Annotated in this window: 13 protein-coding genes and 2 pseudogenes; 3 read left to right on the top strand and 12 right to left on the bottom strand. The window is 41.6% G+C overall.

The window, feature by feature from the left end; genetic code table 11:
* Nucleotides 1–23: 23 nt before the first annotated feature.
* Nucleotides 24–284: pseudogene (locus tag IGJ00_RS12485) on the top strand (TcpE family conjugal transfer membrane protein); the annotation flags it as partial.
* A gap of 126 nt (nt 285–410) precedes the next feature.
* Nucleotides 411–743 (top strand): annotated as a pseudogene (locus IGJ00_RS12490) (tyrosine-type recombinase/integrase); the annotation flags it as partial.
* A gap of 97 nt (nt 744–840) precedes the next feature.
* Here IGJ00_RS12490 and sufB read toward each other — a convergent pair.
* The 12 genes from sufB to IGJ00_RS12550 all read right to left on the bottom strand — a co-directional run bounded on the left by sufB (nt 841) and on the right by IGJ00_RS12550 (nt 12,085).
* Entirely contained in the window at nt 841–2,232 is a 1,392-nt protein-coding gene (gene sufB, locus IGJ00_RS12495) for a Fe-S cluster assembly protein SufB (RefSeq protein WP_019723680.1), read from the bottom strand.
* 4 nt (nt 2,233–2,236) lie between these two features.
* Nucleotides 2,237–2,707 (bottom strand): Fe-S cluster assembly sulfur transfer protein SufU, encoded by a 471-nt coding sequence (gene sufU, locus IGJ00_RS12500; RefSeq protein WP_071866912.1) that lies wholly within the window; start codon nt 2,705–2,707, stop codon nt 2,237–2,239.
* Complete coding sequence (locus tag IGJ00_RS12505; protein ID WP_438844490.1) at nt 2,694–3,929, bottom strand: cysteine desulfurase; 1,236 nt, start codon at nt 3,927–3,929, stop codon at nt 2,694–2,696. The genes sufU and IGJ00_RS12505 overlap by 14 nt, the downstream gene beginning before the upstream one ends.
* A complete protein-coding gene (gene sufD / locus IGJ00_RS12510; protein ID WP_019724375.1) occupies nt 3,926–5,215 on the bottom strand; it encodes a Fe-S cluster assembly protein SufD in 1,290 nt (429 codons plus the stop codon). Before sufD ends, IGJ00_RS12505 begins: the two co-directional genes overlap by 4 nt.
* A 14-nt stretch (nt 5,216–5,229) precedes the next feature.
* The gene (sufC, locus tag IGJ00_RS12515; RefSeq protein ID WP_019724376.1) at nt 5,230–6,003 is read right to left on the bottom strand and encodes a Fe-S cluster assembly ATPase SufC; all 774 of its coding nucleotides are present in this window, start codon (nt 6,001–6,003) and stop codon (nt 5,230–5,232) included.
* Nucleotides 6,004–6,215: 212 nt separating this feature from the next.
* On the bottom strand, nt 6,216–7,064 hold the full coding sequence (locus tag IGJ00_RS12520; RefSeq protein WP_065097060.1) for a MetQ/NlpA family ABC transporter substrate-binding protein: 849 nt from the start codon (nt 7,062–7,064) through the stop codon (nt 6,216–6,218).
* A gap of 23 nt (nt 7,065–7,087) precedes the next feature.
* Entirely contained in the window at nt 7,088–7,774 is a 687-nt protein-coding gene (locus IGJ00_RS12525; protein ID WP_010734634.1) for a methionine ABC transporter permease, read from the bottom strand.
* On the bottom strand, nt 7,767–8,801 hold the full coding sequence (locus tag IGJ00_RS12530; RefSeq protein ID WP_019723782.1) for a methionine ABC transporter ATP-binding protein: 1,035 nt from the start codon (nt 8,799–8,801) through the stop codon (nt 7,767–7,769). Before IGJ00_RS12530 ends, IGJ00_RS12525 begins: the two co-directional genes overlap by 8 nt.
* A gap of 384 nt (nt 8,802–9,185) precedes the next feature.
* A complete protein-coding gene (locus tag IGJ00_RS12535; protein ID WP_010734632.1) occupies nt 9,186–9,524 on the bottom strand; it encodes a glycine cleavage system protein H in 339 nt (112 codons plus the stop codon).
* Between the two features lies 1 nt (nt 9,525).
* Nucleotides 9,526–9,882 (bottom strand): arsenate reductase family protein, encoded by a 357-nt coding sequence (locus IGJ00_RS12540; protein WP_010734631.1) that lies wholly within the window; start codon nt 9,880–9,882, stop codon nt 9,526–9,528.
* A 6-nt stretch (nt 9,883–9,888) separates the two neighbouring features.
* Nucleotides 9,889–11,076 (bottom strand): FtsW/RodA/SpoVE family cell cycle protein, encoded by a 1,188-nt coding sequence (locus IGJ00_RS12545; protein ID WP_010734630.1) that lies wholly within the window; start codon nt 11,074–11,076, stop codon nt 9,889–9,891.
* Between the two features lie 187 nt (nt 11,077–11,263).
* Nucleotides 11,264–12,085, bottom strand: coding sequence for a LysR family transcriptional regulator (locus tag IGJ00_RS12550; RefSeq protein WP_019723783.1), 822 nt, complete (start codon nt 12,083–12,085; stop codon nt 11,264–11,266).
* Nucleotides 12,086–12,374: 289 nt separating this feature from the next.
* Between IGJ00_RS12550 and IGJ00_RS12555 the strand changes: the two genes are divergently transcribed.
* A complete protein-coding gene (locus IGJ00_RS12555) occupies nt 12,375–13,343 on the top strand; it encodes a TDT family transporter (protein WP_104871659.1) in 969 nt (322 codons plus the stop codon).
* Nucleotides 13,344–13,350: the final 7 nt, after the last annotated feature.

Genomic DNA, 13,350 nt, shown 5'->3' on the forward strand with positions numbered 1-13,350 from the left:
ATACTTATCAAAGGATTTGATATATTGAAAAAATAAAATGTTATACTAGCATCTGTAATGTAGAAAAAGCCACCTATGCTATTAATAACTTACAACTCCCATTTACTATTACATTTTACACAAATGACATGATTCGTAGTATCCATTCTATTTAGTCATACCCTACCTCTATCATTCATTGATGGGGTATTTCTAAAATATCTTGGCTAATCTCTGTCGCCATTACTTGGTTTATGATTCAAAAGACATTTGACGGAAAGATACCCTACGGATTCTTAAAATCTTCCTCTCCTATTTTTTCCGCTCTAAACTGATGAAAACACGAACTCACCTTTTATGGCTAAAGATATGTACAACATGACATTAAAAAAATAAAGTCGTACGATTATCCATTAAATCTGACATTAAATAGAATTAAAATAATGATCCTATATGGCTATAACACGAATTCACCAAAGCAGTTTCTTTTCACTACAAACACAAACAAGCTGTACTACCCCCAAGTAGTAAACGATTGGTTAGACTGGATTTACAAAAAGACACCGATGGAGCCTCAAATTACTCCACATGGATTTAGGCATACCCACTGTAGCTTATTGTTTGAAAGTGGTGCTTCGATAAAAGAAGTACAAGAACGATTAGGTCACAAAGATATTAAAACTACCATGAATATCTATGCTCATGTCACACCACAATCTATTAAGAAAACAGGTGACCGATTTGCAAAATTTATGGGCGAATAATTCCAAACGTAGCCAAAAACGTAGCCAACTATTTAAATGCAAATAAAAAAATGCTCGAAACGCTTTAATATCAACGTTTCGAGCAATGAAATAGTTATTATCCAACTGACCCTTCCATCTCATAACTAATCAACCGGTTCAACTCTACCGCATATTCCATCGGTAGTTCTTTTGTGAATGGTTCGACGAAGCCCATGACGATCATTTCTGTGGCTTCGGATTCGGTCAAGCCGCGGCTCATGAGGTAGTAGAGTTGTTCTTCTGAGATTTTGGAGACTTTTGCTTCGTGTTCCAATGAGACTTGGCTGTTGTGGATCTCGTTGAATGGGATGGTATCAGATTTGGACCATTCGTCCATGATGATGGTATCGCATTCGATGTGAGAGATCGAGCCGGCACTGTCTTTTGCAAAGGTGACTTGGCCTCGGTAGTTTACTTCGCCGCCGTCTTTTGAAATTGATTTTGAGACGATCGAGCTTGAAGTGTTTGGTGCGTTGTGGATCATTTTTGCGCCTGTGTCTTGGATTTGGTTGGCTCCGGCAAATGCGATGGATAGCATGGTACCTCGTGCGCCTCGTCCGTCTAAGTAGACGCTTGGGTATTTCATGGTTGTTTTGGCTCCTAAGTTGCCGTCGATCCATTCAACGGTTGCGCCTTCGTAGGCTTTTGCTCGTTTGGTTACGAGGTTATAAACGTTGTCGGACCAGTTTTGGATCGTTGTATAGCGGCAGTAGCCGTCTTTACGGGTAAAGATTTCCACGATGGCTGCGTGTAGGCTGTTGGTTGAATAGGTTGGTGCAGTACAGCCTTCGACATAGTGGATGCTGGCGCCTTCGTCTACGATGATCAACGTACGTTCGAATTGGCCGGTGTTTTCGGCGTTGATTCGGAAGTAGGTTTGTAATGGGACATCGACTTTGACGCCTTTTGGTACATAGATAAACGTCCCCCCAGACCAAACGGCTGAGTTTAGTGCGGCTAGTTTATTATCTGTTGGTGGCACGAGTTTTGAAAAGTATTCTTTGAATAGTTCAGGATACTCTTTCAATGCAGAATCTGTATCGGTAAAGACGATGCCGAGTTTTTCGAATTCGTCTTTCATATTGTGGTATACGACTTCTGATTCGTATTGGGCTGAAGCGCCGGCTAAATAAGCACGTTCGGCTTCTGGAATACCGATTCGTTCAAAGGTTTCTTTGATTTTTTCTGGTACGTCATCCCAATCGCGAGCAGGTCGGTCACTTGGTTTTTGGTAATATTTGATGGCATTGAAATCAATGTCAGATAAGTCTGGTCCCCAGTCTTGCATGGGCATTTTGTTGAATGCTTCCAGAGATTTCAAACGGAACTCCAACATCCATTCTGGTTCTTCTTTGATCCGTGACATTTCCCGAACGACTTCTTCGGTCAAGCCTTCTCCTGTACTAAAAACGGGTTCCACGTCGTCGTGGAAGCCAAATTTATATTCTTCTAATTCTGGTACGCCCATTTGCTCACTCCTTTTCCTTGTGCTCATGATGGACGGTTGCAGTACCGTCTTCTTCCATTGCTTTGCCTAGTGCTTTCCAGGCAAGTGTTGCGCATTTGATACGCGCGGGGAATTTTGCGACACCACTTAACATGGCAGCGTCCCCTAGTGGTTCAAGATCTGCGACTTCTTTTCCTTGGACCAGTAGTAAAAAGTCGTCCGTCAATTGCTCTGCTTCTGCAATTGTTTTGCCGATGACAGCATCGGTCATCATTGAGGCACTGGCTGTACTGATAGAGCAACCACTGCCGTCAAAGGCGATATTATTGATTTTGCCGTCTTTGATTTCGACTTGTAACTCAATGACATCCCCACAGGTGGGGTTGTTCATTTCAATCTTATTCGTTGATTCCGTCAACGTGCCACGATGATGTGGATGTGATGAGTGGTCCAAGATCACGTGACGGTAAAGATTGTCTAATTTAGATAGTGCCATGTTGGAAAAACTCCTTTGTTGCGAGAATTGCTTGGACGAAACGATCGGCATCTGCTTTTGTGTTATAAATGTAAAAGCTAGCACGAGCTGTCGCAGCAACCCCTAGATACTTCAATAATGGTTGGGCACAATGATGACCGGCACGAACGGCGACGCCTTCCATATCAAGGGCAGTCGCTACATCATGGGGATGTAGGTTCTCTAAGTTGAAGGAAATCACACCTGTACGTTGGGTCGGGTCTTTTGGTCCATAGATCGTCAAGCCTTCGATTGCTTGGAGTTTTGGTAAGACATAACCAACAAGTTCTTCTTCATATTGATGAATGCCTGCTAGACCAATGGATTCAAGATAATCAATGGCAGCGCCGAGTGCGATCACACCGGCAATGTTTGGTGTACCTGCTTCGAATTTCCAGGGAAGTTCTTTCCATGTGCTGTCTTGTAGGCCCACAAAGTCGATCATTTCTCCACCGAATTCAACGGGTTCCATTTGTTCCAACCATTTCCGTTTTCCATATAATACACCTGTTCCGGTCGTTGCGCACATCTTATGTCCGCTAAAAGCAAAGAAATCACAGTCTAGTGATTGGACATCGATTTTGATGTGTGGAGCAGATTGTGCACCGTCCACCACCAAAATACCACCTTTTTCATGAACGATCGTCGCCAATTCTTGGATCGGATTAATGACACCTAATACATTAGAGGCATGGGCGACCGACACGATTTTGGTTTTTTCTGAAATGATCGAAGTGGCATGTTCTAGATCAAGAAAGCCTTCTTCGGTCAATTCGATGTATTTCAAAGTAGCACCTGTTCGTTTTGCCAACTGTTGCCAAGGGATGATGTTCGAATGATGCTCCATATAAGAGATCACGATCTCATCACCGGCTTTGACAAAGGCATCGCCATAGCTTTGCGCTACCCAATTCAAACTTGTGGTCGTTCCACGTGTGAAAATAATCTCAGCGGTCTCTTGGGCATTTAAAAAACGACGAACTTTTTCTCTGGCAGCTTCGTAATCATGGGTTGCTCGTTCGGCTAACGTATGCACGCCTCGATGGACGTTGGCATTGTTTGCGGAATAATAATGCGTCATAGTCGCTAACACTTGTTTGGGTTTTTGCGTAGTCGCTGCATTGTCTAAATACACTAGGGGTTCGTCATTGACTTCCTGAAATAAGATCGGGAAATCTTGACGGATTTTTTCTGGAGAAATCATACATTTAACTTCCCTTCAATAACTGCCACTAGTTCTTTGCGCACCGCTTCAACTGGGATCGCAGTTAAGACAGACCCTAAGAAGCCACGAATGACTAAACGTTCTGCTTCTTCTTTTCGTAAGCCTCGACTCATCAAATAATACATTTCTTCCGGATCGACACGTCCAACACTTGCGGCATGTCCTGCTGTAACTTCGTGTTCATCGATCAGTAAGATCGGATTGGCATCGCCTCGTGCTTTATCTGAAAGCATCAAGACACGACTTTCTTGTTGGGCATCTGCACCTTTGGCTTTTTTCAAGATGTGTCCAATACCGTTGAATGTCAACGTACCACGTTCGCGGATCACACCATGTTGCAAGATATGTCCGATCGTGTGTGGAGCTTTATTTGTCACTCGGGTATCGATTCCTTGTGTTTGTTTTCCTGAACTGATTGCCACGATCTTGACTTCCGCATGTCCGCCTTCACCGACTAGATCTGAATCAAAATCAGCGACGATATTCCCATCGTTCATCACTCCGATTGCCCAGTCCACAAAAGCATCCCGTAAGATGTGACCACGACGGTTCATATATGCTGTGACATTTTCGCCTAATTGGTCGACTGCTGCATATTTGACTTTGGCACCGGCTTTGGCGATGACTTCAACAATGATATTCCCAGAGACTTTCTGTAATTCTTCTCCAGTTGTTTGGAATCGTTCCAAGTAAGAGAATTCACTGTGTTCATCTGCGACGATCAAGACGTGTTTAAAGAAGTGTTGCGAAAATGCTCCTTCTTGGATAAACAGGGATTCGATCGGTTCTTTGATGACCACGTTTTTTGGTACGTATAAGAACAAGCCACTATTCATGAATGCAGCATGAAGCGCAGTCAATTGGTCTTCGTCCATTTCAACAGCTTTCGTCATGTAATATTCTTGGACTAATTCAGGGTATTCTTGCATTGCAGTAAATAGATCTGTAAAGATCACTCCTTGTTCTGCAAGGTCTGCGGATAATTGCTCAAAGACAGTCAAGGTGCCTTGTTGCACGACTAATGGATTGTCTTTCATCGCATCAAATGCCGCAACATTTCCAGATTCAGGTGTCTGATCAGTCAACTCATTGATTGAAAACAATGGCCAACGGTGGAATTTTACACGTTCGATATGGGGCAATGGTAGTTCATCTGCTTTTTTCAGCGCCTCTTGACGAAGCGTCGTCATCCATTCCGGTTCACCTTTACTGAATGAAAAATCTGTAACAGCGTCAAGATGATCGAGCCATTTAATGTCTTTCATAGATGTGCTCCTCCTTACGCTTCTTCTTCTTTGTAGTCGATTCCTAATTCTTTACTGATGCCTGCATATCCTTCAGCTTCTAGGCGTTTTGCTAGATCTGCACTGCCAGTCATCACGACACGACCTTCCATCATGATGTGGACTACGTCAGGTGTGATGTAGTTTAACAAGCGTTGGTAGTGAGTGATGATCAAGGCACCAAAGTTGTCGCCGCGCATTTCGTTCACGCCTTTTGCCACGACTTTCAGTGCATCGATATCTAAACCAGAATCGATTTCATCTAAAATCGCAAAAGTTGGTTCTAACATCAAGAGTTGTAAGATTTCATTTCTTTTTTTCTCTCCACCAGAAAAGCCTTCGTTCAAATAACGTTCAGCCATTTCTTCTGGCATATTCAAGAGCCCCATCTTTTCATCTAACTTTTTCAAGAATGACATGACAGAAATCTTGTCATCTTCCGGACGTGTCGCATTGATAGCTGCACGCATAAATTCGGCATTCGTGATTCCTGGAATCTCACTTGGGTATTGCATGGCTAAAAACAGACCTAAACGTGCACGTTCATCTACTTCTAGCTCTAACACATTTTGCCCATCAAAAAGGATTTCTCCTTCAGTTACTTCGTAATTCGGATTTCCCATAATTGCAGCAGACAAGGTCGATTTACCTGTTCCGTTTGGTCCCATGATGGCATGGATTTCTCCTGTTTTCATTGTTAAATTCACGCCTTTAAGGATTTTCTTATCCTCAATCGACACATGTAGGTTTTTTATTTCTAAGACAGACATGTAGTTCCCCTCCATATTCTGATTCGTTCTCACTCATTTTAGACTAATTGAGAATGAAGCGCAACGCCCCGACCAGTTAAAAATGTCATAATTTCGATTTATTTCAAATAAAACATCATTTTCAATTGATAATCTTTATAAACTAAATAAAATAATTTCTGTTCGTTTTTTCTCAAAAAAAGTCTGGGAATCATTCCCAGACTTTACAGGTTTTATTTTGCATCCGCATCAACAGATTTCACGGAGCCTTCCCATTGTTCTTCGATCCATTGACGAACATCTTCTTGATGTAAGACTTCGATCAATTTTTTGATCTTATCGCTGTCTTCGTCACCTTTACGTGTGGCAATGATGTTGACATATGGTGAGTTATCTTTTTCTAGTAATACTGCATCTTCTAATGGATTCAATCCCGCGCCGTAAGCAAAGTTGGCGTTGATAGCCACTAGATCACCTTCGTCATTTTGGTAAGTAGAAGCCAATAATGCTGGATCGATCGTGTGATTGAATTTCAAGTTTTTAGGATTTTCATCGATATCATCGAACGTGGCTGTTTCTAAATCCACACCGTCTTTGACTGTCACTAAACCAGCGTCTTTCAAAATCGTGATGATCCGTCCCCAGTCAGATTCTGAATTTGAAGTAATGATCGTTGCGCCATCTTCTAATTCAGAGATGTCTTTGATTTTTTGTGAATACAAGCCCATTGGTTCAATGTGGACAGCACCCGCATTGACAAAATCATAGCCTTTTTCGTCGATTTCTTTGTTCAAGTAAGGAATGTGTTGGAAATAGTTCGCATCGATGTCGCCTTCTGATAATGCTTGGTTTGGCAAGACATAGTCGTCAAATTTGACGATCTCTAAATCAATGCCTTCGTCTTTCAAAAGAGGTTTCACATGTTCTAAGATTTCCGCATGTGGCGTTGGTGATGCGCCGATTTTCAAGGTTGTATCGTCTGATGCGTTTGATGAGTCACTACTACTTCCGCCGTTTCCACATGCGGCTAATCCAACTGTCAGTAAAAGCGTTGCTGCAAATCCAAAAATTTTCTTTTTCATATCCTATATCCTCCTATTTCCTACTATCTTTTATCTGTTTTCTTCGTTAAGAAATCCCCGATTCCTTGAACAATAAATACGATGACTAAAATAATCAAAGTAGCGACAAAAGTCACTGTTAAATTACCACGTTGATAGCCTTCTTGCCAAGCCAAGCCACCTAGACCGCCGGCACCGATTGCTCCTGCCATGGCAGTAAAACCGATCATTGAGATCGTCGTTACAGTCAACCCTGAGATCAAAGCTGGGACACTTTCAGGGATCAAGACTTTCCAAATGATTTCCCAATAGCTCGCGCCCATCGCATCTGCGGCTTCTAAGACCCCAGGGCTGACTTCGCGAAACGCGATTTCTACAAGTCGAGCGTAAAAAGGAGCTGCGGACAACACGAGAGCTGGAATCGCTGCTTGTGCGCCTAACATCGTTCCCACGATTGCTTTGGTAAAGGGAATGATCAAGACCATCAAGATCATGAATGGTGTCGATCGGAAAATATTACTAATGATCGAAACGATGCCGTAAATGATCCGCGCATACGGTTTGTTTTTGCGACCAATCGAGTAAAGAATCAAACCAAGGATCAAACCGATGATGGTTACTAAGACCATGGAGATCAACGTCATGTATAACGTGTCCATGATGGCTTGTTGCATCGTCTCCATGTTGATTTGGCTGAAATCAAGGTAGGTTTCTGTGAAGCTTTTATCCATGATGGATCACCTCCACTCCAACGCCTTGCTCTTTGATAAAGTTTTCTGCTTGGTCCAATTCGTTTTCCTCTCCGATCATCAAGGTAGTCAGCGAACCAAACGAGCCTTCTTTGGTTTGCTTGATTTTCCCATATACGACGTTGATATCGACATTGTAACGACGAATGGCTTGAGAAATCACTGGTTCGTTGGCGTTCGTTTCGTTGAAGGTCAATGTCACTAAGCGACCGTCTGGATTTTCTTTGATCAACTCTGCCAATAATTCAGTTGACTCAGCTTCTGGTTCGATATCTTGTTGGACGAAACGTTTCGTGACTTCTTGTTGTGGATTGCGAAAAACGGTCAACGCATCGCCTTCTTCCACGACTTGCCCACGTTCCATCACCGCTACTTTGTTACAGATTTTACGGATAACGTTCATTTCATGAGTGATCAAAACGATCGTCAAGTTCAATTTTTTGTTGATTGCCAATAATAGATCTAAGACCTCTTCCGTCGTTTGTGGGTCCAATGCACTTGTCGCTTCATCGCAAAGGAGGATTTCTGGCTCATTGGCTAACGCACGGGCAATCCCGACTCTTTGCTTTTGTCCACCGGATAATTGGGACGGATAAGCTTGTCCTCGTCCTTCCAAACCGACTAAACGAAGCAATTCTTCTGCTCTTTCTTTCCGTTGTTGTTTCGGTACACCGGCTAATTCCAAAGGTAGTTGGATATTTTCTAGTACGGTGCGTGACCATAATAGATTGAAATGTTGAAAAATCATGCCGATTTTTTTTCGAAAAACGCGTAATTCTTTATTTTTTAATTTAGTAATGTCTTGGTCGTTGACAATTACTTGACCATCTGTAGGTAGTTCCAAGCCGTTCAACAAACGAACTAACGTACTCTTACCAGCACCGGAATAACCGACGATGCCGTAAATGTCGCCTTGTTCCACTTGTAGTGAAACGTCGTTGATAGCGTGGATCGTCCCATGTTTTCCGCCAAATGTTTTCTTGACATTCGTCAATTGGATCAATGACATATCGTTCACATCTTTCTTTACTTATTTTCTCTTAGACAACAAAAAAACTTTCGTCCTTTGCGCTTAGCAAAAGGACGAAAGTTTAGACTTCCGTGTGACCACCTTGATTCGCTGCTATTTCACAATAACAACCTCGTTCAGTACTTGACGCTAGTCGCATACTGCTGTGCTATAACGGGCACGCCCGTAGTCAGTTTGCTTGCGCTCACTCACTCTGCTCTAAGACCATCTTCCATCTCATTTCCGTTACCCTTTCACAGCAAACCGGGCTCTCTTGAAACATCTGTGACATGTACTCTTCTTATCAAAGCTTTCAATATGATTGTTTATGATTATAGCAGTTACAAGAATCAGTGTCAAACGTTTATTTGAACATGGTGTTTCTTAAAGTGCGTCGAATTCTGCAGCATCGACATCTTTAAAACTCAACAACCACGCAGTCATTTCATCTTCATCGTTCAAAACAGCGATATTCTCACTGATTTTTTCATTCACAGATGAGACTGTTCCAGATAATGGACTTGCAAATTCAGTGACTGCTTTTTCTGCTTCTACTTCAACCAGTGCATCGCCTGCTTGATACGCTTTACCGATTTTTGGTAAGTTGGCAAACGTGATCTCACCTAGATCTTCTTGCGCTTCTTTTGTCAAACCTACACAGTATTCTTTTCCATTAAATAAAATCCAAAGGTTATCTTTCTTCTTTAAGTGTTTCCCAGCCATTTTAATTGAATGCTCCTTCGTATATTTTTTCATTAAAACCGATTGTGACCAGTTGATTGTCTTTGACGATCAATGGTCGTTTGATCAACATGCCATCCGTAGATAACAGCTGACTTGCTTCTGTGAGGGATAATTCATCGATTTGATCTTTTAGACCAAGTTCACGATATTTCATCCCGCTTGTATTAAAGACACGGCGAAGCGGCACATCGGAATGCTTCAACCATGATTCGATCGTTTCTGCCGTAGGCGTATCTTTGACCATATCGACCGCTTGATACGTTACTTGATGATTGTCGAGCCAAGCTTTGGCTTTTCGACAAGTAGAACACTTTGGGTACTCATAAAAAGTAAACAACTTGCGTTACCTCCTAGAATTTTTTACCGGTGCTTCATTTTGATAACGCATAGATAAGATCAATCCGATCCCAATCATATTCCCTAAGATCGATGAACCCCCTTGACTGATAAACGGCAATGGAATCCCAGTTAATGGAAGTAAGCCGATATTTGCGCCAATGTTTTCAAAGACATGGAATAAGAGCATCATGATCAACCCACTTGCGATATAGGCATAAAACTCATTGTTCGTATCGAAGCAGACACGTATCATACGATAAATCAATACAAAATACAAGAAAATGACAAATGCGCCACCAATAAAGCCAAAATTCTCGCCGATGACAGTGAATATCATATCTGATTCTCGGACTGGCACGTAAATGTTGCTGACGTTAAAGCCTTTTCCGAACATCCCACCTGTTCCGATTGCTAAAATCCCTTGGGCGGGTTGGAAACTAAAGCCCGACGTATCATGAAATGGATCGAGCCAAGAATCGATTCGGGCAAATTGGTAAGATTTGAACCCAACAGTATACAGGAATTCTCTTCCTGATTCTGTGGTCACAAGGAAAATCGTTCCTGCACCCACAATAAATGCTAAAGCAAAGATCGGGCCAATGATTTTCCAAGAAATCCCTGACATCAAAAAGACGCCACCAAAGATCGCCAGAAAGACGAGCATCGTCCCAAAGTCTTTTTGCGCCATGACTAACGCAATCACAGGAATCGAAATGATCAACATCTTTGCAATCAGCCAAAAATCAGATTTGATCGTTCGAACTTTGACTTGCGTATTGTGCTTCGTTACGATCAATGCCAACATCAAAATATAAGCGATCTTCATCAGCTCGGCTGGCTGGAACGTGACACTTCCAAAGCGGAACCAGTTTTTTGAACCGGTACTTGCCGCCAGATTCTGGTCGTAAAATCGTAAGAGCAACCCCATGACAAGTAATCCTAGTCCATAGAGATAAGGCGTCAATTTCCAGATCCATTTCGAATTGATCCGCATGACGATTGCAATCGCTACTGCTCCCACAAGGTACCAAATGATCTGCATCCCGACACCTCTTGTCACAGAGGGACCATTTGGATCATGTGTCAATGCGACGTATAAGGATAAAATCCCAATCAAACATAATAAAAATACTGGTAGAATGACTCCGTAATCGATGCGGTTATCATTCGAAGTTTTTATTTTTTTTTCCATTTTTCATCCCTTTTCCTAAAAACCATACTGCCCTATATTATAGCTGTCTCCTTCTATAAATGAAAGCCAAAGCAAATGAGATTTGCGAAAAATTAATCTTATTCATTTCTCTTTATCCTTTCTTAAGATAAAAACGAAAAAAACGCTTATTCAAGGGAGAAGTTCTATTGATTCCGTCTGATATTTTTTAATTTCTCTTTTCCTTTTTATAGAAATCCAGGATCTCATTTCCGACTTCTAATAACCGTTCAGAGGTCAAATGGGTCCGTTGGATCAAATAGAATTGACGAGATTCAGCTAAAGGTTCAACGTGTATCCCTTTTGGTACTGCTCGTTTGGATAATATGGATCGGCCGATTCCTTCTTTCAACATCGCCACAATGACCTCATTACTTTTTACAAGCATTTTCTTCCCTTGGATATTCTTTTCTTCAAAATAACGTTGCGTGTAATGGAACACGCCTGAAGAAGATTCCCTGACTAGCCATAGTTCACTCTTAGGATCACCGGCAACGACCAACGCATCTTCAAGTAAAGAAAAGCGTTGTACGCCGGTTGTTTCTAAAGGTTTTTCGATAAAACCAAAATCAGCTTCATGTTTTGCCACTTGCTCCAAACTTTCATGAGAATTCGCAAAAGCAATCGAAAACTTGATTTTTGGAAAACGCACGATCAACTCTTTCATCAATTGAGGCAATAAATACACAGCAAATGTATGGGAAGCGACGATCCGGCACACTTCTTCTTCATTTTTTTCATCCGCTAATTGTTGTTGTGTTGTTTCCCATTCTTCCAATAAAACCAATGTTCGTTCATAAAGTAAATCCGCTTGTTTTGTCGGCTTCATCTCTTGTCGTCCATTGCGTTGGAAAAGTTCCACCCCAAGATCCCGCTCCAATTGTTTGATTTGATTGGACACCGCAGGTTGAGACAAATAGAGTAATTCAGCGGTTCGCGAAAAATTTCTTGTTTCATAAACAACACGAAAGGTTGTTAATAACTTAAACATCTAACCACTTCCATTATCTTTTTTTATAGTAACTATAATAACTATTTGATTTAAATATATCAAAAAGACTTTATAATGAAAAGTGTAAGGAACAGGTTGTGGACCTTCAGTTACACACACCTCACAACCTTCCAGACAGCTTACTGCAACGATAAGGAGAAGCATCCATGCGATTTGTTTTTTCCCATTGAAAAACTTTACTATTCTTCGTAACAAGCAGTTTTCATCGTTGGCTACTTATCGTTGCAACGAGCCTGTCCTTCATTATCAATAAAAAGGAGAGTAATGTATGAAGCATTTCTTGAAGATTGTTCCGATCCCGATTTGTGGGTTGATCCTTGGATTGACTTCTTTGGGGAATCTTTTAAAAGACTATCATTTGACGCATTTAGGGAATTTTGTAGGCGCGATCGGTATGCTTTTGATGCTGTTGATCATCGGCAAACTGATCCTTTTATTTGAACACACGAAGCAACATCTATATGATCCAATCGTCGCTTCCGTCTCGCCGACCTTTACGATGTCTTTGATGGTCATCTGTACGTATTTTGTTTCTTTCAAATCAATTGCGCCAATCGTCAAATTGATCTGGTTAGCCGCAGTGATTTTCCAAATCATCTTGGTTCTGTACTTTAATTACCATCATGTAGTTAAAGCAGACTTGTCAATAGAAGCAATTTTTCCAAGCTGGTTTATCGTATATGTTGGTTTTGGTGTCATCACAGTAACTGCCGGAAACTTTTCTCCGATCCTTGGAAAAATCTTCTTCTGGCTTTCGTTAGCTTGTTATGTAGTATTACTGCCAATCATCATCCATCGAATTTTCTTCGTCAAAAATATGGCACAGCCAACCTTACCATTGATTGCGATTCTTGCAGCACCTGGTTCTTTGTGCCTGACAGGGTACTTAAAAAACTTTGAAGACCCAAATTTGGCCTTAGTCATGACGTTGTTCCTTGTTTCGCAAGTACTTTACTTTATCGTTTTAGCCATGTTACCACGTCTGTTATTGCTTGATTTTTATCCAAGCTTTGCAGCCTTTACTTTCCCATTGGTGATCTCTGCTACAGCAATCTCTACTGTCACTGCTTATTTCCATCAATTAGGTTTTGCTACAGGGATCTTAGATGGATTGAAAGTCATCGAGTGTTTGATTGCCTGTGGCATGATCGCTTACGTCTTAGGACACTATGCCATCTACTTGATCAAAGAACATAGTCAACATAAACATCACCTTTCAAAGGGATTGATAGAATAGACTCCAC

Source organism: Enterococcus sp. AZ062 (assembly GCF_051715065.1).
Taxonomy (GTDB): domain Bacteria; phylum Bacillota; class Bacilli; order Lactobacillales; family Enterococcaceae; genus Enterococcus_B; species Enterococcus_B mundtii.